Below are 26,051 nucleotides of genomic sequence, written 5' to 3' on the forward strand. Positions count from 1 at the left end.
GTTATTAACATCCGAACAAGAAAGGAGTTAATAATTACTAACCCAATGAACTAGATTTTAATCTAATTCTAAAGAAAAGTTAACTAATAATATTGAATAAAAAAAATATAATCATCTGTGAATTGGGCTTTTATGTGTTTTGGTGAGGTTTAATTCTTATCTGAAGCCTTTAAAAATAAGACTTTCGAGTATTAATGTTTAATTGTAGAAAACTTATATTTTTATTCATTTGTTGAATGAGTATTAAAAGTCACTTGGTGAACAACTTAAGTTTGATTTACTTGGTGTTGTTTAAATTGTTTTCTCATCATAATACCCTATATTAATAAATGTTAATAAAAACCTGAAGCTTAAATCATATTTCCTATCTTTGACTTACAGCTCTCTCTATGGCTGTGGAATTAGGTGTTTGGGACTATTTCTCTGAATTGATTTTATTAAATTTTCAATTATTTAAACACCAGTATTCTAATTTTAGAAATCTATAAATTCAAATCTCGAAATATGAAGATATTTAAGAAGAAAGGAATCCTGATAATATTGGCTGCTCTATTGTTTTGTAGTGGAGCCTTTTATGGATTCAACAGGGACGAAAAAAATTTCGAAATCAGTAAGAATTTAAATATTTACCATACGCTCTTTAGAGAGCTCAATATGTTTTATGTTGATGAGATTGATTCTGGTGATCTAATTAAGAAAAGTATGGATGCCATGCTCTTATCACTTGATCCATATACAACCTATATTCCTGAATCGGAGATAGAGGATTTTAAGTTGATGACAACGGGAGAATATGCTGGTATTGGTTCATTAATTAGTAAGCATGGTGATGATATTATTGTTGCCGAACCTTATAAAGATCTTCCAGCAGATAAGGCAGGATTGAAAGCCGGTGATGTATTTGTCGAAATTAATGGCATAAAAATCAATAAGAAGAAGACGAGCGATGTTAGTAATTTATTAAAAGGTCAAGTCAACATGCCACTTACCATTAAGGTTCGTCGTCCTGGGGTGAACAAGTTGATCGTAAAGGAGGTTGTTCGTGCTGATATTCAGCTGAAATCAGTTCCTTATTATGGAATGCTAGAGGATTCTATTGGTTATATCAACCTGAATCAGTTTACCAATAAGGCATCAGGTGAAGTGAGAAATGCTTTACGTGAACTTAAGGAGGAGAAAGCAAAGTCAATTATTCTTGATTTACGTGGAAACCCTGGCGGTTTGTTAGATCAGGCCGTTGATATTGTGAATCTATTTGTTGAAAAGGGTGAAAATATTGTAAGTACGAAAGGTAAAGTGAGTCAGTGGGATAAGTCTTATATAGCTGATAAAGTACCTTTAGATACTGAAATTCCTATTGCAATTTTAGTAAGTAGAGGTTCAGCTTCCGCGTCAGAAATTGTTTCTGGAGCCATCCAGGATTTAGATAGAGGTATAGTTGTCGGTCAACGTACATTTGGGAAGGGCTTAGTACAAACAACACGTAACTTGAGCTATAATTCTAAGTTAAAAGTAACGACAGCTAAATACTACATCCCAAGTGGAAGATGTATTCAAGCCTTGGATTATAGCCATAGAAATGAAGATGGAAGCGTAGGGAAAGTACCTGATACTTTGACTAGCGAATTTAAAACAAAGAATGGACGTAAAGTTCGTGATGGAGGAGGTATTTTACCCGATGTGAAAGTTGAAATGGATTTGTTTAGCAGTTTATCTGTTGGCTTAATTAGAAAGTATAAGGTATTCGATTTTGCGACACAGTATGCCAACAAGCATGCTGAAATTGCAGATGCGACTTCTTTCGAATTGTCAGATCAGGATTACGAGGATTTTAAGCAATTTTTGAAAGCTGAAAAATTCGAATATAAATCGGAAGGTACTGAGATTCTAGAGGCGCTTAAGAAAGCAGCAAAAGAAGAAAAATATTTTGAGATTGCTCAAGAGGAGTTTGATAATATTTCTGCTAAACTAACTCCAAACCTAGACCGTGACATGAAGGTTTTTGAAAAGGAAATTAAGACACTGATAGCTCATGAAATCGTTAAGCGATATCATTATCAAATAGGTGGAATCAAGTATGCTCTGCGTGATGATAAGGTTTTAAAAGAGGCTATGACTGCACTTAAAGATCAAAAGAAGTATAAAGAGATATTGAAAAGATAAGCTCTGGAATATGGAGATAAAAAAAAAGACCTGCTGTTGGCAGGTCTTTTTTTAGTATATGTTATTTGCGATACTTAAAGTTTTGCTCCAAAAGCTAAATCACCTGCATCACCACAACCAGGAAGGATATATGATTTTGAATTTAATTCAGCATCTACAGCACCCATCCAAAGCGTAATGTTTTCACCAGCAAGTTTCTCTTTCACAAATTCGACCCCTTCAGCACTTGCAATAATAGCTACAATGTGAACATGTTTTGGTGTTCCCTTGGTAAACAGAGCCTTGTAAGCTAGTTCCATAGACGAGCCAGTTGCCAACATTGGATCAGCCAGAATAACGACTTTGCCCTCGATAGATGGAGCTGAAATGTACTCGAATTTAATTTCGAATTCGCCAGCTTCATTATATTTTCTGTAAGCAGAGATAAAGGCATTCTCTGAGCGATCAAAGTAGTTTAATAAACCATTGTGTAATGGTAAACCAGCTCTAAGAATAGAAGCTACTACAATCTCATCTTCAGGAAGATTCATCTTTGCAGTTCCTAGTGGAGTTTGAACCTCTTTTTCAGAGTAATTAAAAGTTTTGCTGATTTCATAAGCAAAGATTTCACCTACTCTTTCTAGGTTTCTTCTGAATCGTAAAGGATCTTTTTGAACATTTACGTCGCGGATTTCAGCTATAAATTGGTTGAATAGGGAATTGTTTTCCCCAATAGTATGCACCATGATGTCGTATTTAAAAATTAGCTGAGCGCAAATGTAGGGATATCTAAAGAAATATTCTCTATGTTCTTCAGCTCTTTTTATAAGTGTTTGGTGTTTTGATGCTTTATAGGGCCTATAATACCTGAGTTAGCTAGTTAACTTTGCAATTATAAATAGATTAAAACTCGTCATATTATTTTCGCTTTAATAGCTGAATCAATTGTCGATTTGTATGGTTTGAGAGTTAATAAAAAATGTATTTTATAAACTTAATGAGTTTGGTTTGAAGAGGTGAAAGAAAAAAAAGAGATACCATGGTTAGCATCTCTAATTAATCTCAAAATAAATTGATCGTGTTTTCTTATTCGATGATTTTATCAGCTAATTCTTTAAGATTTAAGCCCGAAAAATTCCCTGAACTCATTAATAGGAGGTTCGTTTTTTCGAAGTTTAAATGCATTAAGTCATATAATAGGATTTGGGAATCTGTATAGACTTTTAAGTTAGTGCCACCGAATGCCTCTTCAACTTGTTGAGCAGAGATAGCCTTCAGTTTTTTGTGCTCAACGGTTTTAGGATTGAAATACACCAATGCAATATCAGCCACAGCCATACTGTCTTTGTACTCTGGAAGAAATTCTTCTTTCAGACTGCTAAATGTGTGAAGTTCCATGCAAGCGACTAGCTTTCTGTCTGTAAACTGATTCTTTACTGCTCTTGTAGTCGCTTGAAGTTTTGATGGCGAGTGGGCAAAGTCTTGATAGACGATAGTTTGTTCATTTTGAGCTAAGGTTTGAAGGCGCTTGGCTGCTCCACCAAAATTTTTAATTGAAGAATAAAATTTCTCGTCACTTATGCCTAGTTCTCTACAAACAAAGTGTGCGCCTTGTAAATTTTGCAGGTTGTGATCACCAAAAATTGACAATTCAAGCCTTCCATCTTTTGTTATTAACGAACTGATACCATTCTTCACTGTATGAAGATGTGAATTGTATGGGTGATATTTAATATCGTCTCTTTTTGATTGGATCATCTTTTCAATATGCTCGTCTTCTTCAAAATAGATGAGACTGCCTTGAGGTTTGATATAACCAATGAATTTTTCAAACTGACTTAAATAATTGTCGAATGTTGGGAAAACATTAATATGATCCCAAGCTATTCCAGTTAAAAGGGCAATATGTGGGTGGTAAAGATGAAATTTTGGACGAGGATCGATAGGAGAAGCTAAGTATTCGTCACCCTCAAAAACAGCAATCTTGGCATCTTCGCTAAGTTTCACCATTGTATCAAAACCCTCTATTTGGGCACCAACCATATAGTCAAAATCGATATTATTGCATTTCAAAACATGCATAATCATCGATGTGGTTGTTGTTTTCCCGTGAGAACCTCCAATAACAACTCGTGTTTTATCTTTAGTTTGTTCGTAAATGTATTCCGGATAAGAGTAAATTTTCAAACCCAATTCTTTTGCCTTTAAAAGCTCTGGATTATCAATTCGGGCATGCATCCCTAATATGATAGCATCGATTTTAGATGTAATTTTATCAGGAAACCATCCCCATTTCTCGGGTAGTAAACCATATTGTTCCAATCGACTTTTAGAAGGATCAAATATTTCATCATCCGATCCAGAAACCTGAAATGCTTTTTTGTGTAAGGCAAGTGCTAAATTGTGCATCGCAGCCCCACCTATGGCTATAAAATGTACTCTCATTTATGTTATTTTGATACAATTGAATGATGGAAAACTCAATTTATGGGTTAATTATAACTGTGTTGTATTATCTGTTAATTTTCAATGATATAAGCTTCGTTACTTGTATTTGAACTTTAAATATTGACTTGTGTGATTACAGGTTTAAAGCATCTGAGAATTAATCATTACCCCTTGAAAACTTACGGAAGCTAAATATAATCAAATCTGATGTGATTGGCAGTATTCTTTTTTCTTTATTACTTTAGGCTCTAATAATAAGATGAGTGATTTTAAAAGAGGATAATAGGTGGGAAATTGAACTTCTATAATATTCTAAAAATAATAGCAAATAACATGCAAATCTATTCAATAGAAACTGGGAATTTTAAATGTGATGGTGGGGCTATGTTTGGTGTGGTTCCAAAAATAATGTGGAGCAAAAAATATCCGGCCGATGAGAACAATCTTTGTGATTGTGCTTTAAGGAGCATGCTTGTTGTTGATGGTGATCGCCGAATCCTGATTGATAATGGAACTGGCGATAAACAAGCTGATTCATATACGAGTCATTATCATCTATGGGGAGAGGATAGTTTAAAAACGTCCTTGAATAAATTGGGTTTTGCTTTTGAAGATATTACCGATGTTATTTTTACGCATCTTCATTTTGATCATTGTGGAGGAGCCACTCGTTATAAGAATGGAACAAAAGAACTGGAACTTGTATTCCCAAATGCAACACATTGGGTAAGTAAGGCTCAATGGGAAAATTATTTGAATCCCAATGTTCGTGAAGGAGATAGTTATTTTCCTGAAAATGTGATGCCAATTTTTGAAGCAGGCAAATTGAATTTGGTTGAGCATGATGGAGAACTATTTTCTAATGTCGAGGTCAGAATGTTTAATGGACACACAGCGGGATTAATGGCTGTTTTAGTCAGTGATGAGGATAAAACAATTGCTTTTACAGCGGATTTTATTCCGACGATGGCTAATGTGAACCTGAAATGGATTGCTGCGTATGACTTATTTCCAACAGTAGCCCTTAAAGAAAAAGAAGCATTTCTAAAGGAGGCGGCAGAGAAGAATTTCAGTCTTTTTTTTCAGCATGATATCATGAACGAATGTTGTTCGTTAGAACAAACAGCTCGTGGGGTTAAGCCAAAGGATAGTTTTAGCTTAAAGAGTTTATTTTAGATCGTAAAATTCGACAATTATTAGCTTGTGAATTAATGAAAAGCCATCAAGAGTATTTGATTTCTTTTATTCCTGTATATTTGTGAAAATATAATTTAGACCGATAACAATAAAATATGAAGACCAATTATTCCCCTGATTTTAATGCAATTAATGACACGCTTGTTAATACCTCCAAATCGACTGGGAATACTTTGAAGCAAGCTTCTCAAAAAGATCTACCAGCTTTAAATACAAGGATGATTAAAGATTCTTTGACTAATGAAATGTCATTGGTTCAAAGAGCAGATTCAATTTCAAGGGATTCAAGCTTAATCGTAAAAGATTCAATCATTGGTTCTGATACGCTTCAGCAGGTTGTGGTCCAACAGGAACCTAAGTATGGGGGAAAGGAGATTTCTCGATACCAGAATATTGGATTTGGAAACGACTGGCTTGTCGGTGTTATTCTGTTTTCCTTATTTTTGCTTGCTTCAGTCAAGTTTTTGTTTGGCAGGTACTTGTCGAAGTTGGTTGAGTCGGTTTTTAATTCTCATACAGCTAATAATCTTTTTTTAGAGAAGAATATTAATATGGTGAAAGGCTCTGCAATTATCAATCTTCTGTTTGTTGTTAATATTTCTTTATTTGTGGTAAGTATCATAAATCATAATTTAATCTCATCTGCTCAAGAATATGGATTTAAAGAATTTATCCTAATTTTTATAGTAATTCTCCTTCTTTACTTAGGAAAAGTAGTCGTTATTAGGAGTTTAGGATATGTTTTTAAGGGGAGTAATGAGAGTAAAGAGTATGTTTTTACGACTTTTTTGTACAATAAAAATCTAGGATTATTCCTTTTTCCAGTGATTATTGCCTTGCCATTTGTACAGGCTCATGCTGTGGTATGGCTGATGTATATTGGGGTTTTCATGATATTCTTCTTTTTCATTCTAAGAATTGCAAGAGGTTTGAAAATATTATTGCGTAAACATGTTTCTATATTTTATATGATTTTGTATCTTTGCGCACTGGAAATATTCCCTTTGCTGATGATTTACAAATTATTAGTAGGATAGGAATAGTAGAGTGGAAAATAATGTTTTAATTAAAGAATATCGCCTTGAAAATCAAAACAATATTAGTTTCGCAACCGAAGCCCCAAACCGAAAAGTCGCCTTATTTCGATCTGGCAGAAAAGTACAACTTAAAAATTGATTTTCGCCCTTTCATTCAAGTTGAAGGTGTAAGTGCTAAAGAATTCAGACAAGAAAGAATTAATTTTCTTGACCATACTGCAGTAATATTCACCAGTAGGACAGCTATTGATCACTTCTTTAGAATTGCGGAAGAGATGCGAGTTACGATTCCGGATGATATGAAGTATTTTTGTATTTCAGAATCAACTGCTTTTTATCTTCAGAAGTATATCGTGTACCGTAAGAGAAAAATTTTCTTTGGGGTTAGGGTTTTCGAAGATCTTATCGACATTATCGTGAAGCATAAGAAAGAGAAGTTCTTATTACCTCTATCTGATATTCACAAGCAATCAATTCCTGCTTTGTTGAATAAGAATAAGATTAAATACACAAAAGCTATTCTTTACAAGACTGTAAGCAGTGACTTGTCTGACTTAGCTGATGTAAATTATGATATTCTTGCTTTTTATAGCCCGTCTGGAATCATATCTCTATTACAAAATTTCCCTGATTTTGATCAGGATGGAACTTTTATTGCCGCATTTGGACCTGCAACCTCTAAAGCTGTAACTGATGCAAATCTTCGTCTTGATATTCAAGCTCCAATGCCACAAGCTCCATCAATGACAATGGCCTTGGATCAGTATATTAAAGCATTCAATAAAGATAATAAGGACAAGTAAAATATTAGAAGTTGATCTTTGTTATTAAAAAAGATCTCTTCAACAGAAATTGGGGAAAGTTACTTTTCCCTTTTTTTTTTTTTTATCCTAAAGCCATCTTTAATATTTAGATGTTTTAGTAATTTTAGGCTTCAAGCTCAAAGCATCCATAATTCATGACCGATTCTTTACGATATAGCTTTACAAAAGACGAACGTCTTTGCCATAAAAAGCGAATTAGTGCTTTGTTTGACGAAGGTAGAGGCTTTACCTGCTATCCTTTTCGAATCGTCTGGAAAAGTGCAACTCTTGATGTTGATTTTCCAGCCCAAGTAGCTATCACAGTCACTAAAAGAAGTTTTAAGCAAGCCGTTAAGAGAAACCTTTTGAAACGAAGAATTCGTGAAATCTATCGCTTGAATAAACACCTGCTTTATAATGATTTGAATGAGAGACAGGCGCAAATATCGTTTATGATTGTATATTTGCCTAAAACCATTCTAAAATCAGCCGAGATGGATACGAAACTCGTAAAAGCTCTTAGGCGCATAGGACCCGAATATGACAAGTTTGCTAAAAATACTAAAGAAGGCGATTCTCTTCGTCATGATACTGCCGATTAGATTTTATCAGCTGTTTATTTCCCCATTAACCCCCTCGGCTTGCCGATATACACCCACTTGTTCTACTTATGCTATGCAGGCCTTAAAGGCTCACGGCCCGTTTAAAGGCAGCTATCTGGCTATTAAACGAATTCTATCCTGTAACCCTTGGGGCGGACATGGACACGATCCAGTGCCCTAAAATCACATTCTCAACAGTTTTTATTTCTGACGCTATTTTATCTTAAGTAGAGAAGGATGGAGTACGTTTCATCAGGCTTGACAATCGAATTTTGTTAACTTTGACAATCAATAATTAAACACATATACTCATGATAACATTAGACCAGCTAAAAGATTTAGCGGAGCGCACGATAGCGTTGAGGAGGTATCTTTGACGTCGATGCCAAATTAATTCAGATACAAGAAGAAGATTTACGCACACAAGTGCCTGGTTTTTGGGATAATCCCAAAGAGGCTGAAGTGCAAATGAAAAAAGTAAAAGGCTTAAAAGCCTGGGTCGATTCTTACGATGAAGTGAAAGCTGCTGAGGAAGATTTGCAGGTACTTTTCGAATTTGCAAAAGAGGGTGAAGCTTCTCCAGAAGAAGTGGATTTGCAATATGCAAATACGCTAAAGCTGATTGATGCGTTGGAACTTAAAAATATGCTCCGTAAAGAGGAGGATCATTTTGGAGCCATCATGAAAATCAACTCTGGTGCCGGTGGTACCGAGAGTTTGGACTGGGCAGGCATGCTTTATCGTATGTATTTACGATATGGCGAGGCTAATGGTTACAAGGTTCGTCAACTGGAATATCAGGAAGGCGACGAGGCTGGAATAAAGTCTGCAACTCTTGAATTTGAGGGTGATTTTGCGTTTGGTTTCTTAAAATCGGAGAGTGGCGTGCATCGTTTAGTGCGTTTGTCTCCTTTCAATTCGGCCAATAAACGCATGACAACCTTTGCTTCAGTCTATGTATATCCAGCTATTGACGATACGATTGACATTCAAATCAATCCTGCAGATATCTCTTGGGATACCTTCCGGTCAGGTGGGGCAGGTGGACAGAATGTGAATAAGGTCGAAACAGGCGTTCGAGTACGACATGCACCCACTGGTATCATTATAGAGAACACCGAAACCCGTTCGCAGCACGGAAATAGGGAGAATGCTTTACGCTTGCTTAAATCGCAGCTCTACGAGTTGGAATTGCGCAAGCGACAGGATGCATTGGATAAGATTGAAGGCTCTAAGAAAAAGATAGAGTGGGGCTCACAAATTCGTTCTTATGTGATGCAACCTTACAAAATGGTTAAAGATGTCCGCACAGGACACGAAACCTCCAACGTACAAGCCGTTTTAGATGGTGATTTGGATGGTTTTATCAAAGCCTATTTGATGGAATTTGGTGGAGAGGCCAAAGACGACTAATCAATTTAGTAGATATAAATATTAGAAGAGCAGAGACTTTCAGGTTTCTGCTCTTTCTTTTTATTTGCGATTTCATTTTAGAGCATAATCCTTATACCAACTTTAAAATGAAATTTATTTGTATCGAAGTTTGTTGTAGAGGTTTGTACACCATTTTCAAAATACTCGATTGAGGAATCTTTTAATGAAATATTCGCTTTTTTACGAGTAAGAAAGAAGCCTGATTTCTCTTGAATAAACAAACGGTCTTGTTCCTGTAAATTGAATTGATAGCCTCCCATTACAAATAAACTATAGAATTTTTTCAGTTTGGTTCTAAGACCTAAATCAAACGAAACACCTTGTTTTTTCTTTCCTACATACAAAGCAATTTTGTCAGCATTAAACTTTTTACCTCCAGCTTTAAAGTTCGATTCCGATTTAAAATCCCCAATATGAATACCATCCTGAGAAAAGAAATAATTGACACCACACATCAGTAACAATTGACGCCCTCTGTTGATGATTGGGGTTTCGTATGCAAAGCCCAATGATTTTAATTCAGATATATTTTTGCCAATAGCTTCTTGCGAATCATAGTTGATGTCAAAATGAGCATTAAATTTATAACCCACTTTCATCCCCCAAGAGAATTCAGGACTGTTATCAGTATCAATTGATTTATTAAAAGATAAATCAGAGGAAGGTGAGTAGATTATATTTGCTGCGGCTATAGATTTATTCGATTTTGCTCCAATGTAAATATCTGCATAGGTGTGAGTGAGAACTTTCATTAGTTTCTGCTTAAACTGATAGCCTTTAGGCAGGTCGTGTTCTTTATGTAATAAGAGATCTGACTTTTTAGGACTATATTCCATTAGTTTAGTTAAGGAGCTGTCTGCTTGAATTAACGTTTGATCTTCCCAGTTCGATTCTTGTATGTCCTCAGCCTTTAGATAAAATACATCTGTTAATTCTGTTTGTTCTGTAAATGGAATGGGTTTGGTATCCAGAATATTGATATCTGTAGTGAGATATTCGATAAATTGAATTAAATCGGATTGTGTCTTTTTATTGTAAAGATTTTCTGTGTCAGAAATATAGGAAAAGTAGTATTTCCCATTCCAGTATTTGTATTTTAATTGTTTTGTTCTTTTTGTAACCTTAAGTCCGAAACGAGATAAGGATTTATTTCTTTCTTTTATACCATAGTCGGTATAAGAGCTCTCATAATATAAATAGGCTAATGAGTTTATATCCAGATAAAATTTTCCTTGATATCTAACTTTCTTATCTTCTTTAGGTGTGAATTCTATTCGATAAACAGATTTGCCATCTAATTTATCCTTATAGATGCTGTAATCATATTTTTTAAAATCATTGGGTGATAAATAGGAGGCTCGACGTTTGACATCATCCGATGTTAATGGAAAATGCAAACCTCCATACCACATCACCGAACTGTATTTGTGGTATAAGGGGTGTTTATTCATTCTACTCTCTACAACTTTGACCTGTCCTTTAGAAGTGTTGCTGTATGGTGTTTTAAAAACATCGACTATAGCCTCTCCAAAATACAAATATTCATCTTTATCAGGATTATAATACGTTTCTCTGTAGAAACCTTTCATGCGAGTATCAAGATCGGGGTAGTTATCCTTAATTTTCCCGTAAGCTCTTCGCAATAAGGCAAGCAAAGTATCTTTGGGCATTACCAACACCTCATTTAACTGAGCAGTATCCTTTTGTAGTTTTACAAGTAGGGGAGTTATCAACTTGGTTAATTTAATTTCTTTGGTTTGATAGCCTATGCTGCTAAAGCATAGCTTGCTTGATTGGTGTGTCTTAGGGATTTTTATTTTGAAATTACCTTGCCTATTGCTGACTGTACCAATATAACTGCCTTTTATATAAACACTACTTCCGGGCAAAGTTTGATTGGTTTGGTCGGCAACCTTGCCAGTGATAACTGTTTGTGCGAAGGTGCTTGTCGTAAATAAAATGAGAAGAAAGGTGATTAGGCGCATGCTAGAATTTAAGAAGTGATAATTCTAGACGAAGATATGTTTATTGTTGAACATATTTACTTGTCAAACATGTCAAGTTGATAAAGAAGCCTTGCTCTATTTACAAACCCCAAACTGAAACCCTCTATTTCTAAGTTCATCAATCAAACGAGGCAATGCATAGCGCATATTCGCTTCTGATTTGATGTGATTGTGGAAAAGAACAATTGATCCAGGTCGGATGCTTTTAAGAACAGCTTGGTAGCATTCTTCAGGCGTAATATCCTGACGGTAGTCTTCACTTAAAACATCCCACATGATTATTTTATAGCTCTTTAAGAGCTCTTTGGCTTGAGAACGTTTAATCATGCCATAAGGAGGACGGAACAGCTTGGAATCGATGTATTGACTTGCCAACTTCACATTGTCGACATAGCTTTGTGTTTGATTCGTAAAACCTCTCAAATGATTGTGAGTGTGATTACCTACTGCATGCCCTTCATTTAATATTCCTTGATAGATTTCTGGGTATTTTCTCACATTATCGCCCACACAAAAGAAAGTGGCTTTCACATTTTTCGACCTAAGAAGTTCTAAAGTCCATGCTGTGGATTCTGGAATAGGACCATCGTCGAAGGTGATGTAAACCACTTTTTCGCTTGTGTTGTAATCCCAAGTCAGGCTAGGAAATAGCTTCTTTAAAAGTTGAGGTATTCTTACGAATCGCATAAAATAAATTGATTTAATGCATCAAAAGTATAAGTCTTGACGGAAAATGCATAAAAAGATGAAGAAATATATTTTCATATTTAGCTGCATTTGAGTTGTTTTTCACGTAGAATGATGTTAAAAGTTTGAAATTCCCTTGCAGAAGTTAAACGCTTGTTTAATTTTGCATCAAATTAATTGATATGGAAGATAGTAGATCTAAAATTTTGAATGCCTCAGCTCAGCTGTTTGTGAAGAATGGTTATGACGGAACCAGTGTGAGACAAATCGCGAAAGAAGCAGGGGTAAATATTGCTATGATCTCCTATTATTTTAAATCTAAGGAAGGTGTCCTGATTGATTTAATCTCAGAAACTGCCAGACAATTAAAAGAAAAAACGGATCATATTAAATCGCTGGATCTTGAGCCGCGAGAAAGAGTCTCAAAATTATTTATAACCATTATCGACCATTTTGTTGAGCACGATATGGTGAGTTATGTTTTTGGAACAGAATTGTCATTAAATCGGAATAAAAACATTGTCGATTTGATTTTAGCTATCGTCTCAAAAAATCAGAAATATACTTACGAATGCATCAAGGCTTGCAAGCCTAATATTGATGAAACTCTCTGCAAGATGATTCCAGTTATGATATTGGGAATGGTTAATAAGGCTTTATCAACACCAAGAGCATTGGATACAGCATTGGAAAATCAAAGCTTTTCAAGCAATAATAAAAGTGAGATAAGAAGATATTTACATCTGTTTGTACAGGATTATTTAACGCTTCAATTGGGAAAAGAGTAAGCTATATAGGGTGATTAAACCGCGAAGTTATTTGCGTGTTTTTTTTATGATCATGAATTAAACAAACGTTTAATCAATGAATCGGAATTTTAAATGAAATATCTAAATAATAATTTGATGACATCAATAAGATTATTGGGAGCTGGATTAATTTTATCCTTATTCCTTTTTGGCTGTAAAGCTAAAACAGAAGTTGAAAAGGCAATACGTCCTGTGAAAGTAATGACTGTAGAAGGTAGCAATAACACGTCTATCCACACTTTCCCCGGAAAAGTAAAAGAATCCCGAGAGGTGAAATTGGCATTTCGAGTTCCAGGTCCTTTGGTTCAGCTTAATGCAAAAGAAGGCATGTTCGTAAAAAAGGGTGACCTATTAGCTGAGATTGATCCTCGTGATTTTGAGGTTAATTTGGAAGCAGCTAAAACCAATTGGCAACATGCTAAGCAGGATGCAAAACGCTATCAGGAACTTTATGAGAAAAAATCGATACCCGAAAGCACTAAAGAAAAAGTAGAGGTTGCAGCAGCAGTGGCAGAATCTAATTTCAATAAAGCAACAAATGCTCTAAACGATACCAAACTTTTCGCTCCTTTCGATGGTTACGTACAGACTAAAATGGTTGAAAACTTTGAAAAAGTTGGAGCAGGTTATCCAATTTTGACCTTACTAGATGTTTCTGTTCTTGAAGTAATTGCAGGTCTTCCTGAAAGTATTGCTAGCCATTCCGGCGATTTTAAATCGTATACCTGTACGGTTAAAAATGGTAAAACAAGAGTTATTTCTGCCAAGTTGAAGGAAATAAGTAAAAAAACGGCTGGTAATAATCAGATGTATCCTATAAGAGTATACTTAAACAAGGAGGAGTCGAAAAACCTTCGTCCAGGAATGAATGCAAGTTTAAATATCGAGATTAGGGAAACGACTACTGAAGATGGCTTCGAACTCCCAGTTGCATCTATTATTAATTATAAAGGCAAGAGTATTGTTTGGGTTTATAACGAAAAACAGAATTTAGTTAATCAGCGTGAAGTTGAGGTCGTTCGTTTATTAGCCAATGATAAAGTATTGGTTCGAAAAGGAATTCTTGAAGGTGAACAAATTGTGGTTGCTGGTGCGACTTTCCTTATCGATAAACAAGCTGTGAAACTATTGACCGAGAAGACCAATTCAAACATAGGAGGTCTATTATGAATATAGCTAATTATTCGGTCAACAATAGGGTTGTAATCTGGGTTGCCGTTTTCTTTAGTCTTGTTGGAGGTGTATTTTCCTATACGAAGTTGGCAAAGCTTGAAGATGCTGAATTTACACTGAAAACAGCCTTGGTAATTACATCCTACAAAGGCGCTTCTCCTCATGAAGTTGAATTAGAAGTTACTGATGTTATTGAACGAGCTGTTCAGGCAACTAAAGGGCTTGATTTTATCGAATCGGAATCGAAAGAAGGCTTGTCAATTGTAACCGTTGAGATTAAAGGAAGCAAGAAAACAGCTGATATGCCCCAAATTTGGGACGATTTAAGGCGAAAGGTTAACGACTGCAGACCTTATTTACCACGCACTGCCTACCCGATGGTCTTAGATGATTTCGGAGATGTTTATGGTGTTTTTCTTTCCCTTTCAGGAGAAGACTACAGCTATGCTGAACTTCAGGATTATTCAGCCATGCTGAAGCGTGAGCTTTTGATGGTTAAAGGTGTCGCAAAGGTTAAGCTCTTTGGAACAAAAACGGAAAGTATCGAGATCAATTTGTTGAGTTCTAGAATGGCTAGTTTTGGAATTAACCCAGGACAGGTCATCGGTATTTTAAATGATCTGAATTCGAGATGGGATAATGGACAGATTGAAGTTGATGGACAGAGAATAAAAATCCGCGACCGAAGTAGTTTTAAGACCGTTGAAGAAGTTGGCGATTTGGTGATTCAGGATTACAGCAATCAACAGATTAAACTTAAAGATATAGCTGATATAAAAGAAGCTTATCAGCAGCCAGTAAGAAACTTAATGCGTTTTAATGGTAAGGAGTCTATTGGTGTTGGATTGTCGATGTCGTGGGGTGTTAATGTGATGGATGTAGGTGAAGATATTGATAAACGCCTGGCAGAATTAAATACTCAGTTACCGATAGGTTTGAGTATTGATAAGGTTTATTTTCAATCTGACGAGGTTGCTGAATCAAACAGTTTGTTTATGACTAATCTCGCCGAATCGGTAGCTATTGTAGTCGTTATTCTTCTTCTGTTTATGGGTTTACGATCAGGTTTACTAATTGGAAGTGGACTGATTCTTACAATTCTAGCCACTTTTATTGTGATGCTAGCGGGTGATATTGCTTTGCAACGAACGTCATTGGCTGCTATCGTTGTGGCCATGGGTATGTTGGTTGATAATGCCATTGTAGTCACGGATGGGGCACTCGTCGCCTTGCAAAGAGGGCATTCCAGACGAAAATCAGCATTGATGGGAGCCGAAACAACGATTTGGCCTTTGTTTGGTGCAACCTTGATTGCCATTTTAGCCTTCCTTCCTATTTATATGGCTCCGGGATCAGTTGGTGAAATCTGTAGATCTATGTTTCAGGTTTTAGCAATTTCATTGGGATTGAGTTGGCTTTTCGCTGTAACACAGAATGTTCTTTTTAGTGACAGTTTTCTAAAAGTGAATAAAAGTGCGATGAACAAAGAGCCTTTTTCAGGAAAAGGTTACAAAATATTCGAGAAGCTTTTGATGAAGGTTTTGCGTCATCGTTTGATTTCACTGACAGTCATTATACTCGTTTTGATTGGTAGCTTAATGGTTTTTGGTAAAGTCAAAAAGCCATTCTTTGTTGAACTAACGAAACCTTTGGTAACCGTGAATTATTGGTTGCCCGAAGGAACTGATATTAAAGAGGTCGAAGCTGATTTGAAGGAGATTGAGCAATTTGTAATGAAGGTTGATCATGTGACGTCAGTTACAACAGCAATTGGAGAATCTTTACCCCGATATATTTTGATGGCTGAAGTTGTTAAGAACAACTCATCTTACGGGCAGCTTTTGGTTAGAACTGATGAGTTTGATAATCTTGCTGAGGTGAGAACGACAATTGACACTTATATCAAGGAGAATTATCCTAGAGCAAATGTACATTCAAAGTTATTGTTGGGAGGTCCACCTTTGGAGTTTAAGATTGAGGCTCGATTTATGGGACCTGATCCCGCAGTTTTACATGCTTTGGCTGATCAGGCTAAGGATATCATGCGTCATGAAGAGTTGGCAATCAATGTTCGTGATGACTGGAGACAGAAAGTGATGACCTGGGAACCGGTTTATAATCAGCAGAAAGGTAGACGTGCAAATGTGAGTCGACAACAAATGTCAATGGCATTACAAACGGCAAATGATGGTGCGGTAGTTGGACGTTTTTACGATGGCGATCAAGCCCAAAGCATTTTGCTGAAAGTTGTAGATGATACCCATGATCAAAATAACCAGTTGCAATATCTACCCGTGTGGGGTGGTGGAGCTTCTGCTACTATTCTCGATCAGGTTCTTGATGGTTCAAATATGGCTTGGGAAGATCCTGTGATTCGAAGATTTAACCGTCGCCGTTCTATCACAGCACAATGTGATCCTATTTCTTCTGACATAACAAGCGATCAGCTTTTAGCGAAATTAAAATATAAGGTCGAAGCCATTTCATTACCTGAAGGTTACTATTTGATGTGGGATGGTGAGCATAGAAAACAAGTTGAAGGAAATGAAAATGTGGGTGCATTTCTACCCTTGGCAATTATACTGATGATGATTGTTATTGTGATTTTATTCAATTCTTTCCGTCAGACTATGATTATTTTCTTGATGCTACCACTCTCATTTATTGGTGTAGCTAACGGGCTATTTGTCTTTGATAAAGCCTTTGGTTTTATGGCTATTGTAGGTTTCTTAGGCTTGCTGGGAATGGTCATCAAGAATGCTGTGGTTCTGATTGATCAGATTAATGTGCTGATAAAAGATAGGTCGCCACTCGAAGCTGTTGTTGAATCGGCAATATCGAGAATGCGTCCTGTGATGATGGCAGCACTTACGACGATCTTAGGTATGATTCCACTGATTAACGATGCTATGTATGGCTCTATGGCGGCAACCATCATGTTTGGATTGCTTTTCGCGACCATCCTAACACTATTTGTAGTACCGCTATTCTTTTGCTTGTTCTATAAGATTAAGATTGTTGATTAGTATGATATTATCTCCTGCTTCTCCTCCTTTTTAAGGAGGAGTACCCGAGGTACGAGGGGGAGGTGGTTTGAGAGGTCGTTTTTTTAACCACCCCGACTTGTTTCTAAAATTAGAAGTAAGTCACCCCTCCTTAAAAGGAAGGAGGGGAAACTGAAAGAACCTCAGAAATTTTAAAAAAATAATACAATGCGATATAAAATATTACTAGTGTTTATTGCTTCAATCTGCTTTGTAAAACCCTCTATCTCACAAGAGGTTTTGAGTTTGAAGAAGTGTAGAGAGTTGGCAAAAGAACACAATCAGGATGTGCAAAATGCAGCCTTAAATGTTGCGATTTATGAAAGTCATCTGAAATCAAATAAAACCAATCAATTACCTAAACTTGATTTTTCTGCTAGCTTAACTCGCCTGGGAGACCCTCAGGTCACAAAAATGCCGGCTTTTCAGCTACCTAACGTGGATTTAAGTCCTAGTGGTGTTCTTTTTCCTGGAGGAACGCTTTACGAAGCTCCAGAGAACTTATATAGGCTTAATTTATCACTCGTTCAGCCTATTTATATGGGAGGAAAGCTTAGAAACCTGAATAAGCTGAGTCAAAAGAATGTTGACCTCTCAAAAGAGAACCTTCGTCTGGAAAAATCGAATCTCCTATTGGAGACTGACGATACCTATTGGACTATCGTTTCACTAAAAGAAAAGGTGATTTTGACTATAAAGAGTATCAAGTTTCTTGAAGAGTTTAAAAAGGATATTAATAATCGATATGAGGTTGGTTTGGCCACAAAGAATAATGTCTTACAGGCTCAAGTGAATCTGAATCATGTGAAATTGGCCAATATTGAAGCCGAAAATGGTGTCGATTTAGCCAATATGTCTCTTTGTCGACTAATTGGGTTTCCTCTTTGGCAAAAAGTTCAGTTAAAGGACTCTATTGTGAACAAAGCGACACTTCCTGATTTTGAAATAGCTCATAAAAAAGCTTTGGCCCAACGACCTGAATTAAAAATGGGTCAACTGGCTGTTGATATGGGTGAACTTGGTGTTAAAATGACACGTGCTGATCAATTGCCAAGCCTAAATGTTGGTGTGAACAGTTACTACGGTAATCCAAATCATTTTGGAGTTGATGAGGCTGAAATGTCATGGAATGCTTCAGCAAAATTAACCGTTCCAGTCTTTCATTGGGGAGAAAAAAGACAGGCTGTCAAGCGCAGCAAAATTACGCATCAGCAGGCTGTTAATGAATTGGAAAAGAACAAAGATCTAGTTGCTCTTGATGTGCAACAATCTTTATATGCACTTAAGGTAGCCATTTCGAAAATGAGCTTTACTGAAACCTCATTGGAACAGGCAGAAGAAAACTTGACGATCACTAGAAATAATTACGCCGTTGGTGTCGCTTCAGTGACTCAGGTGCTCGATGCACAGGTGTCCTGGCAATCTTCTTACAGCAATTATATTGATGCTAAAATTAGTTGTCAGCAGATGTATTCAGTTTATCTGAAAGCTATTGGTGAGCTGGATCAGATCTAATACTGAATTGTATTTGATTTAATAAGGTTATGAATTAAAATGAGGGGATGTTTATGCATCCCCTCATTTTTTTTATTTTATTCGCTTTTTGTGAGCTCTTTTTTCTTGTAGAGTCCAATAATCCGTTTCATCTCGCCAAGCAATGCTTCGTTACGTCTTCCGGATCGCACAAAATCTGACAAACTGGTTGGTTTTAGGCTGTTATAATAGTTTAGCTCTTGAGTTAAGCGTGTCTGGATGATGTTCATCATCTCCATAGCTGTATCACGTTTACCTAACTTCAAATAATTCTCAGCCATTAATAGAGCGATATAATCGTATGAACTGACCTCGTTAGGAAGTAATTTTCTACTTCTATCCAGAACTTCAATTGCCTTTTCGTTTTGATTCTCAGAAATTAGGGTATTTGAAAGACTTAGGAAGTTATTTCTCAAATTAAGACACATTCGTTTGATGTTTTCATCTCTATAGATGCCTTTTTTATTGATATTGCCCCACTTGAATTTGTTCATCATATTTTCGAATAGGATATCAGAATCGATACGTCCAAGGTTGCTGGCTGTGTCAGCCGTTTTAATCGGGACTAATCGATAAGCTAAACCTTCCAACTGAAAGTAATCCTGAAGGCCATAATAGCCCGATTTTGGTACGGTTTGAGAGAAGTAGATAGGACGTTTCCAATTGTTGGTTAAAAGCATATCATAAAGTGCTAAACCCGATTTTTCCATGAAATTCTGATTAAGTTTCCACTCCAACTGAGATACGATGTTGGTAGAATCTTTCGCCGATACAGTTTGGGTAGCCAAAATCTGTTGTTTGTCTATTGGCAGTCTAAATTCTCGGGCCGGTATATGATCAATTTTTTGATCGTAGCCATAAATTGTTTTTGTACTTTCCTTGTCAGATAGAACATATTCAAGGGCATCTTTTAAATTTAGTCCCTTATTTTTCTTCACCCAAGCTTCAAATCGAGGATCATCTACGATGTAAACAACATCGCGATTACCCATCAAATATTTCTCTCTATCCATTGATATAGGCAGGCTCTTTGAATCATAGTTGTCCCGTTTCATTTGGTCGATATACCAATCTGTTGAAAGGTAACTTAGATTACAAACCCGAACATCGGTTCTGATACCTTCAACCTCCTGTAAATACCAAAGTGGGAAGGTGTCATTGTCGCCCATGGTAAATAAGATCGCATTTGGGGCGCATGAATTCAGATAATTATAGGCCAAATCGTGTGCGAAATATCGATCAGATCGATCATGATCGTCCCAGTTTTGTTGAGCAAGTAAAGCAGGTACAGCTAGGAAGCAAATAGATGAGGCGAGAATCAAGCTCAATTTAGGAGTCAGGTATTTTTCAAGGCCATTAATCACCGCAAGCACACCAAGTCCAATCCAAATTGCAAAGGCGTAAAATGATCCAGCGTAAGCGTAATCACGCTCGCGAGGTTGCAAAGGGGGTTGATTTAAGTATAGAACGATAGCCAATCCTGTAAAGAGAAATAGGAGTAGGACCACATAGAAATCATTTTTCCCTTTTTTACTGTGTTTGTATTGATATACCAGACCTATAAGCCCCAGAATTAGTGGCAGAAAATAATAGGTGTTGTTGGCCTTATTCGACTTCATATCATCCGATCGCAATGATTGATCACCTAACCTGAGATTATCGATGAAAGGAATCCCTGATATCCACGCACCCTTTGTCTTATCTCCATAGGATTGCACATCATTCTGTCGACCTGCGAAATTCCACATGAAATATCGGATATACATGTGATTAATCTGATAGGAAAAGAAAAAGTTTAAATTCTGTCCAAAGCTTGGTTTTTCCTTTTGTTTAGGGTTGAGCCCTGTCCATTTGGCATATTCTACGGGAGCGCGTCCCGACATGCCTTTGGTGTACATTCTAGGGAAAAGGGTTTTATGACTCGAGCTATAATTATTTTTTTCTAACTCATAAGAGAGTTCATATTTCCCATTTTTTTGAATATATACCTTTTTTGATACGCTACTTGGATTCTCTTCATCAGTAGGAGCATTGAAATATTGTCCATAAATAAGAGGATTCGAGCCATATTGTTCTCTGTTGAGATAGGATAGAAGAGAGAAAACATCTTTCGGATTATTCTGGTTCAAAGCTGGGTTTGCAGATGCTCGAATCATAATTAGACTATAGGATGAATAGCCAATAAGTATGACACTTATAACTGTAAGAAGCGTATTTAATAAAACTTTTTGGCGTTTAATACTGTATCGAATGCTAATAATTAGTCCAATAAATAGGAGAACTAAGTAGAATAACAAACCTGAATTAAAGGGTAGAGAGAGACCATTGACAAAGGCAAACTCGAACCAGATTCCAACTTTTAAAACCCCAGGAATAATCAGATACATGATGCTTGCCAAAAGTAGAATCGCAGCAGATAAGGCTATAAGGATCCCTTTTTTTGTAACAGGATATTTTTTGAAATAGAAGAGAATTACGATAGCAGGTATAGCAAGCAAGTTCAATAGGTGAACACCAATAGATAAGCCCATTAGATAGGCAATCAAAATTAACCATCGATTTGCATGAGGGGAATCGGCTTCGCTCTCCCACTTTAGAATAGCCCAAAATACGACCGCTGTAAACAGTGATGACAGCGCGTAAACTTCCGCTTCTACTGCTGAAAACCAAAAGGTATCTGAGAATGCATAAGCTAAAGCTCCAATCAGACCAGCACTCAATATTTTACCCGTTTGTATTGAATTGTAGTCACCGTTTTCAGGTTTAATTAGTTTGCGAGCCAAATAAGTAATGCTCCAAAACAAAAACATGATTGTAAAGGCTGAAGCTATTGCAGAAAGGCTGTTTAGCATTAAGGCAACTTGAGATTCGTCTGATGCAAAAAGAGAAAAAAATCGCCCTAGCAACATGAAAATAGGTGCTCCTGGAGGATGTCCAATTTCCAACTTGTAGGCTGCCGTTATAAATTCGCCACAATCCCAGAAACTGACTGAAGGTTCAAGTGTAAGAAGGTATACCAGAGCTGAAATGGAAAAAACTAACCAGCCTCCAATGATATTGAATTTTTGGAATTTTGACATGTGGTGATGAGTTAAAATTAGGTCAACGAATTTAGGGAAATAATTACGAAGCTCTTATAAAGATCATGTGAAAAAATGTAAAATGATTGGATATATCATCCATTGAAAAATAGAGCTATAGATAAGCTTCATATTTAAGAATGAATCTAAATATTGCTTTGGTCGATGTTTTTTTCATCGCTATGAATGTTCTTCAGCAGGTGTTGATTGACCGTTTTAAAACACAGCAGTGTGAAATAGAAATATAAATGTTTAAATATAAACATAGCGTTTGTTTTCAATACGGATTACGAAAAGGTTTCCGAAGCTATTTAGAATGAATTTAAGCAGTGGTGATGTGTTTAGAATTATTCCTAATAAGCAAGGCTAGTGTGCAGATTAGTAAGTCTTTTATGCACCGAAAATAAAATTATCTTTGCTATGCGATTTTACATCAGGACGGGTGTAAATGACTGTTAAGAAATGCTTTGCAATTAATTAAAAAACGAATCCTGTGATGAACAAGATAATTTCATTTGAAGAGGCTGTTGCCAAGATTAAAGATGGTATGACTATCATGATTGGTGGCTTTTTATCGGTTGGAACTGCCAACCAAATGGTTGATGGCATTGTTGCCTCGAATGTTAAAAATTTAACAGTCGTTTGTAACGATACGGCATTTGCCGATAAGGGCTTAGGGAAATTGATTGCAAACAAGCAAGTTGCCAAGGTCATCACTTCATATGTTGGAGCGAACTCTGCTTCAATTGAGCAAATGAATAGCGGTGAACTAATTGTTGAGTTCAGCCCTCAAGGAACTCTAGCAGAGCGTGTACGTGCTGGTGGTGCTGGTCTGGGTGGTGTGTTAACTCCAACAGGATTGGGGACTATGGTTGCTGAAGGAAAGGATATCGTTACAGTTGACGGAAAAGAATTTATTCTTGAAAAACCTTTACATGCTGATATTTCACTAATCGGAGCTAGCATGAGTGATACACAAGGAAATCTTACTTACCGTGGAACTTCACAGAATTTTAATCCATTGATGGCGACTGCTGGAGATCTTGTAATTGTTGAAGCTGAAGAAATTGTTGAGGCTGGAACATTCAAACCAGAAGAAGTGAAGACTCCATCTATCTACGTTGATTATATCGTAAGAGCAAACTAATTAAACCTTGATTGAGGGTTCACAATCCTCAGATTGATTTGACTATTTAAACAAAATATACAAACACTATACTATTATGGAACAGGCAATTATTAGAGTACGCATGAGTTCACACGATGCTCATTATGGTGGAAACCTTGTTGATGGCGCTAAGATGCTTCAACTTTTTGGTGATGTAGCTACTGAGTTATTGATTCGTCGTGATGGCGATGAAGGTTTGTTTGCAGGTTACGAAAGCGTTGAGTTTTTAGCTCCTGTTTATGCTGGTGATTATATCGAAGCAGTTGGTGAGATTATCAAAGAAGGTAACTCAAGTCGTAAAATGAAATTCGAAGCGCGTAAGGTTATTGTTCCTAGAACTGACATCTCTGATTCAGCTTGTGATTTACTTGAAGAGCCAATCGTAACATGTCGTGCAGTTGGTACTTGTGTAACACCAAAAGCCAGCCAACGTAAATAATATTTGATTTTAATGATATGAGTCGGGAATGACGACCAAGAAATTACCGACTAACTAATTTTATTTCATTCTCGACTCATATTTCTAAATACTTAAGCCATGGAAAAGTTAATTATCACAGCCGCAATAAGTGGTGCCGAAGTAACAAAAGAGCATAACCCTGCTGTTCCATATACTGTTGAAGAATGTGTTCGTGAAGCTGGGTCAGCTATTGAAGCTGGTGCTAGTATCATTCACCTTCATGTTCGTAAGGACGATGGTACACCAACTCAAGATAAGGATCGTTTTAAGACAGTAATGGATGCGATTCACGCTCAATACCCTGATGTTATTATCCAACCTTCTACAGGTGGTGCAGTTGGAATGACCAATGACGAGAGACTTCAGCCTACTGAGTTGAATCCTGAAATGGCAACTCTTGACTGTGGAACATTAAATTTTGGTGGTGACGAAATCTTCGAAAACACAGAGAATACAATCAAGTATTTCGGTCAGAAAATGATTGAGAGAGGTATTAAGCCTGAATTAGAAGTTTTCGATAAGTCGATGATTGACATGGCTTTGCGTCTTGAGAAAAAAGGATTTATCAAATCACCTATGCATTTCGATTTTGTGATGGGTGTAAACGGAGGTATCTCCGGAACACTTCGCGATTTCAACTTCATGCGTGGAAGTATTCCTACTGATGCAACTTACACGGTTGCCGGTATTGGTCGTTTCGAATTCCCATTAGCTGCAGCGGCTATCATCGATGGTGGTCATGTTCGTGTTGGTTTCGAGGATAATACCATGATTTCGAGAGGTGTTGTTGCTGAATCGAATGGTCAGTTGGTAGCGAAAGTAGTTCGTTTGGCTAATGAATTTGGTCGCGAAATTGCAACTCCAGCAGAAGCAAGAGAAATTTTAGGTTTAAAAGCAAAATAAGTTAAGATGATCAATTAGTGATTAATAATTATCAAGATTCAATTGTTAATTACCAATCACTAATCATTAATTCATATAGAATGAAAGCAGGAAACAAATACGGAACTCATAGAGTCCTTGAACCACAAGGAACACTTCCACAGCCAGCTATTAAGTTGGATAACACCATGTCAATTTACGACAATGAGGTTTTAATCGATGTTGAAACTTTAAACATTGATTCGGCAAGTTTTACTCAAGTAAAAGGTGCTTGTGACGCTGATACGGCTAAGATGGAAGAAATGATTCTTTCTATCGTTTCTGAACGAGGCAAAATGCAAAACCCAGTTACGGGTTCTGGTGGAATGTTGATTGGTACAATTAAAGAAGTTGGACCAAATTTCCCAAATCAAGATCTTAAGGTAGGTGATAAAGTAGCGACTTTGGTTTCTCTATCTCTTACTCCTCTTAAAATTGATAAAATCAAGAATATTAACTTATCTAACGATCAGGTTGATATCGATGGACAAGCGATTCTGTTCGCTTCAGGTTTATACGCAGTTCTTCCAACTGATTTACCAGAGAAATTAGCTTTAGCTGCTCTTGATGTAGCTGGTGCTCCTGCTCAGGTTGATCGTTTGGTTAAAAAAGGAGACACCGTTTGCATTATCGGTGGTGGTGGAAAATCAGGTGTTCTTTGCTGCTACCAGGCAATGAAAAAAGTAGGTCCTAAAGGAAAAGTAATTGTAGTTGAGTATTCTGCTGAGAATGCAAAACGTATTACTGACCTTGGTTTAGCTACTGACGTAATTGTTGGAGATGCGACTGATGTAATGAATGTTTACACTGAGGTAACTAAGATTTGTGGCGAAGAAGGTTGCGATGTGGTTATCAATAATGTAAATGTTGCTTCTACTGAAATGTCATCAATCCTGATCACTAAAGATCGTGGTTGTGTGTATTTCTTCTCTATGGCAACTTCTTTCTCTAAAGCAGCTCTAGGTGCTGAAGGTGTAGGTAAAGATGTTGATATGATTGTTGGAAACGGTTATGCAATTGGTCATGCTGATCTAACACTTGAAATCATTAGAGAGTCAGCAGGAATTAGAGAGTTATTTGAAAAATTATACGTGTAGATTATAGAATTGAGATAAGAGTATCGAGTATCAAGATATAATTTTTGATACAACAGGAAATTTCTCCTTGATACTTGATTCTAAATCTTGAGACTAAAACAAAATATGATGATTGAAAATAAGGGACGTAAGGAAATGTTTCCAGAGGTTACAGACGAACAGTGGAACGATTGGAGATGGCAGGTAAGAAACCGTATCGAAACTCTAAAAGATCTTAAAAAGTATATCAGCCTTACAGCTGATGAAGAAGAAGGTGTTGAGAAGTCCTTGGCAACATTGCGTATGGCTATTACACCCTATTATTTATCTCTAGTAGATGTAAATAATCCAGATTGTCCTGTTCGTAAGCAGGCTATTCCTACTGCATTGGAAGTTCATCATGCTGATGCTGACCTACTAGATCCATTGCA

Annotated in this window: 20 protein-coding genes and 1 pseudogene; 16 read left to right on the forward strand and 5 right to left on the reverse strand. The window is 36.6% G+C overall.

The window, feature by feature from the left end; all coding sequences use genetic code 11:
- Positions 1-504: 504 nt before the first annotated feature.
- On the forward strand, positions 505-2,163 hold the full coding sequence (locus ABY905_RS04095) for a S41 family peptidase (protein ID WP_372640825.1): 1,659 nt from the start codon (positions 505-507) through the stop codon (positions 2,161-2,163).
- 74 nt (positions 2,164-2,237) lie between these two features.
- Here the strand turns inward: ABY905_RS04095 and upp are convergent, their stop codons facing one another.
- Positions 2,238-2,888, reverse strand: coding sequence for a uracil phosphoribosyltransferase (gene upp, locus ABY905_RS04100; RefSeq protein WP_372640828.1), 651 nt, complete (start codon positions 2,886-2,888; stop codon positions 2,238-2,240).
- Between the two features lie 340 nt (positions 2,889-3,228).
- Positions 3,229-4,587, reverse strand: a complete 1,359-nt coding sequence (locus ABY905_RS04105) for a UDP-N-acetylmuramate--L-alanine ligase (protein WP_372640831.1) — start codon at positions 4,585-4,587, stop codon at positions 3,229-3,231.
- Positions 4,588-4,923: 336 nt separating this feature from the next.
- On the opposite strand from ABY905_RS04105, the gene ABY905_RS04110 reads away from it, so the two are divergent.
- The 6 genes from ABY905_RS04110 to prfB all read left to right on the forward strand — a co-directional run bounded on the left by ABY905_RS04110 (position 4,924) and on the right by prfB (position 9,642).
- Positions 4,924-5,766 (forward strand): MBL fold metallo-hydrolase, encoded by an 843-nt coding sequence (locus tag ABY905_RS04110; protein ID WP_372640834.1) that lies wholly within the window; start codon positions 4,924-4,926, stop codon positions 5,764-5,766.
- Between the two features lie 116 nt (positions 5,767-5,882).
- Entirely contained in the window at positions 5,883-6,824 is a 942-nt protein-coding gene (locus ABY905_RS04115) for a DUF4271 domain-containing protein (protein WP_372640836.1), read from the forward strand.
- Between the two features lie 44 nt (positions 6,825-6,868).
- Positions 6,869-7,627, forward strand: a complete 759-nt coding sequence (locus tag ABY905_RS04120; protein ID WP_372640838.1) for a uroporphyrinogen-III synthase — start codon at positions 6,869-6,871, stop codon at positions 7,625-7,627.
- 155 nt (positions 7,628-7,782) lie between these two features.
- Entirely contained in the window at positions 7,783-8,229 is a 447-nt protein-coding gene (locus tag ABY905_RS04125) for a ribonuclease P protein component (protein WP_372640840.1), read from the forward strand.
- Positions 8,168-8,410 carry a membrane protein insertion efficiency factor YidD gene (gene yidD / locus ABY905_RS04130; RefSeq protein WP_372640843.1) on the forward strand — a complete coding sequence of 81 codons (243 nt, stop codon included), beginning with the start codon at positions 8,168-8,170 and terminating at the stop codon, positions 8,408-8,410. The genes ABY905_RS04125 and yidD overlap by 62 nt, the downstream gene beginning before the upstream one ends.
- Before the next feature lie 130 nt (positions 8,411-8,540).
- A protein-coding gene (gene prfB, locus ABY905_RS04135) for a peptide chain release factor 2 (protein ID WP_372640845.1) occupies positions 8,541-9,642 on the forward strand; the annotation gives its coding sequence in 2 pieces (ribosomal slippage) (positions 8,541-8,603 and positions 8,605-9,642; 1,101 coding nt in all).
- Between the two features lie 77 nt (positions 9,643-9,719).
- Here the strand turns inward: prfB and ABY905_RS04140 are convergent.
- Together ABY905_RS04140 and ABY905_RS04145 are read right to left on the reverse strand one after the other, a co-directional pair.
- Complete coding sequence (locus ABY905_RS04140; RefSeq protein ID WP_372640848.1) at positions 9,720-11,648, reverse strand: carboxypeptidase-like regulatory domain-containing protein; 1,929 nt, start codon at positions 11,646-11,648, stop codon at positions 9,720-9,722.
- Positions 11,649-11,744: 96 nt separating this feature from the next.
- Positions 11,745-12,356 carry a polysaccharide deacetylase family protein gene (locus ABY905_RS04145; RefSeq protein WP_372640851.1) on the reverse strand — a complete coding sequence of 204 codons (612 nt, stop codon included), beginning with the start codon at positions 12,354-12,356 and terminating at the stop codon, positions 11,745-11,747.
- A 182-nt stretch (positions 12,357-12,538) separates the two neighbouring features.
- Between ABY905_RS04145 and ABY905_RS04150 the strand changes: the two genes are divergently transcribed.
- The 4 genes from ABY905_RS04150 to ABY905_RS04165 all read left to right on the forward strand — a co-directional run bounded on the left by ABY905_RS04150 (position 12,539) and on the right by ABY905_RS04165 (position 18,897).
- Complete coding sequence (locus ABY905_RS04150) at positions 12,539-13,144, forward strand: TetR/AcrR family transcriptional regulator (RefSeq protein ID WP_372640853.1); 606 nt, start codon at positions 12,539-12,541, stop codon at positions 13,142-13,144.
- Positions 13,145-13,261: 117 nt separating this feature from the next.
- On the forward strand, positions 13,262-14,335 hold the full coding sequence (locus ABY905_RS04155; RefSeq protein ID WP_372640856.1) for an efflux RND transporter periplasmic adaptor subunit: 1,074 nt from the start codon (positions 13,262-13,264) through the stop codon (positions 14,333-14,335).
- The gene (locus ABY905_RS04160) at positions 14,332-17,364 is read left to right on the forward strand and encodes an efflux RND transporter permease subunit (protein ID WP_372640858.1); all 3,033 of its coding nucleotides are present in this window, start codon (positions 14,332-14,334) and stop codon (positions 17,362-17,364) included. Before ABY905_RS04155 ends, ABY905_RS04160 begins: the two co-directional genes overlap by 4 nt.
- Before the next feature lie 186 nt (positions 17,365-17,550).
- Complete coding sequence (locus ABY905_RS04165; RefSeq protein ID WP_372640860.1) at positions 17,551-18,897, forward strand: TolC family protein; 1,347 nt, start codon at positions 17,551-17,553, stop codon at positions 18,895-18,897.
- Between the two features lie 77 nt (positions 18,898-18,974).
- On the opposite strand, the gene ABY905_RS04170 is transcribed toward ABY905_RS04165, so the two are convergent.
- Complete coding sequence (locus tag ABY905_RS04170) at positions 18,975-21,995, reverse strand: protein O-mannosyl-transferase family (protein ID WP_372640862.1); 3,021 nt, start codon at positions 21,993-21,995, stop codon at positions 18,975-18,977.
- A 496-nt stretch (positions 21,996-22,491) separates the two neighbouring features.
- On the opposite strand from ABY905_RS04170, the gene ABY905_RS04175 reads away from it, so the two are divergent.
- From ABY905_RS04175 to ABY905_RS04195, 5 genes and pseudogenes are all read left to right on the forward strand, one after another.
- On the forward strand, positions 22,492-23,142 hold the full coding sequence (locus tag ABY905_RS04175) for a CoA transferase subunit A (protein WP_372640864.1): 651 nt from the start codon (positions 22,492-22,494) through the stop codon (positions 23,140-23,142).
- A 76-nt stretch (positions 23,143-23,218) separates the two neighbouring features.
- Positions 23,219-23,602 (forward strand): hotdog domain-containing protein, encoded by a 384-nt coding sequence (locus tag ABY905_RS04180; protein WP_125028883.1) that lies wholly within the window; start codon positions 23,219-23,221, stop codon positions 23,600-23,602.
- A 99-nt stretch (positions 23,603-23,701) separates the two neighbouring features.
- Positions 23,702-24,526, forward strand: a complete 825-nt coding sequence (locus ABY905_RS04185; RefSeq protein WP_372640867.1) for a 3-keto-5-aminohexanoate cleavage protein — start codon at positions 23,702-23,704, stop codon at positions 24,524-24,526.
- A gap of 80 nt (positions 24,527-24,606) precedes the next feature.
- Complete coding sequence (locus ABY905_RS04190) at positions 24,607-25,641, forward strand: L-erythro-3,5-diaminohexanoate dehydrogenase (protein WP_372640869.1); 1,035 nt, start codon at positions 24,607-24,609, stop codon at positions 25,639-25,641.
- A 108-nt stretch (positions 25,642-25,749) separates the two neighbouring features.
- Positions 25,750-26,051 (forward strand): annotated as a pseudogene (locus ABY905_RS04195) (hypothetical protein); the annotation flags it as partial.

It is taken from the genome of Ancylomarina sp., assembly GCF_041555295.1.
Classification (GTDB): Bacteria; Bacteroidota; Bacteroidia; order Bacteroidales; family Marinifilaceae; genus Ancylomarina.

What these genes read in the sequence shown, in the direction of transcription:
- ABY905_RS04160 (WP_372640858.1), top strand. Translation starts at nt 14,332, where the DNA reads ATGAATATAGCTAATTATTCGGTCAACAATAGGGTTGTAATCTGGGTT.
- ABY905_RS04145 (WP_372640851.1), bottom strand. Translation starts at nt 12,356, where the DNA reads ATGCGATTCGTAAGAATACCTCAACTTTTAAAGAAGCTATTTCCTAGC.
- ABY905_RS04150 (WP_372640853.1), top strand. Translation starts at nt 12,539, where the DNA reads ATGGAAGATAGTAGATCTAAAATTTTGAATGCCTCAGCTCAGCTGTTT.
- ABY905_RS04180 (WP_125028883.1), top strand. Translation starts at nt 23,219, where the DNA reads ATGGAACAGGCAATTATTAGAGTACGCATGAGTTCACACGATGCTCAT.
- ABY905_RS04095 (WP_372640825.1), top strand. Translation starts at nt 505, where the DNA reads ATGAAGATATTTAAGAAGAAAGGAATCCTGATAATATTGGCTGCTCTA.
- ABY905_RS04115 (WP_372640836.1), top strand. Translation starts at nt 5,883, where the DNA reads ATGAAGACCAATTATTCCCCTGATTTTAATGCAATTAATGACACGCTT.
- ABY905_RS04125 (WP_372640840.1), top strand. Translation starts at nt 7,783, where the DNA reads ATGACCGATTCTTTACGATATAGCTTTACAAAAGACGAACGTCTTTGC.
- ABY905_RS04185 (WP_372640867.1), top strand. Translation starts at nt 23,702, where the DNA reads ATGGAAAAGTTAATTATCACAGCCGCAATAAGTGGTGCCGAAGTAACA.
- ABY905_RS04170 (WP_372640862.1), bottom strand. Translation starts at nt 21,995, where the DNA reads ATGTCAAAATTCCAAAAATTCAATATCATTGGAGGCTGGTTAGTTTTT.
- ABY905_RS04105 (WP_372640831.1), bottom strand. Translation starts at nt 4,587, where the DNA reads ATGAGAGTACATTTTATAGCCATAGGTGGGGCTGCGATGCACAATTTA.
- ABY905_RS04165 (WP_372640860.1), top strand. Translation starts at nt 17,551, where the DNA reads ATGCGATATAAAATATTACTAGTGTTTATTGCTTCAATCTGCTTTGTA.
- upp (WP_372640828.1), bottom strand. Translation starts at nt 2,888, where the DNA reads ATGGTGCATACTATTGGGGAAAACAATTCCCTATTCAACCAATTTATA.
- ABY905_RS04190 (WP_372640869.1), top strand. Translation starts at nt 24,607, where the DNA reads ATGAAAGCAGGAAACAAATACGGAACTCATAGAGTCCTTGAACCACAA.
- ABY905_RS04110 (WP_372640834.1), top strand. Translation starts at nt 4,924, where the DNA reads ATGCAAATCTATTCAATAGAAACTGGGAATTTTAAATGTGATGGTGGG.
- ABY905_RS04140 (WP_372640848.1), bottom strand. Translation starts at nt 11,648, where the DNA reads ATGCGCCTAATCACCTTTCTTCTCATTTTATTTACGACAAGCACCTTC.
- ABY905_RS04155 (WP_372640856.1), top strand. Translation starts at nt 13,262, where the DNA reads ATGACATCAATAAGATTATTGGGAGCTGGATTAATTTTATCCTTATTC.
- ABY905_RS04175 (WP_372640864.1), top strand. Translation starts at nt 22,492, where the DNA reads ATGAACAAGATAATTTCATTTGAAGAGGCTGTTGCCAAGATTAAAGAT.
- yidD (WP_372640843.1), top strand. Translation starts at nt 8,168, where the DNA reads ATGACAAGTTTGCTAAAAATACTAAAGAAGGCGATTCTCTTCGTCATG.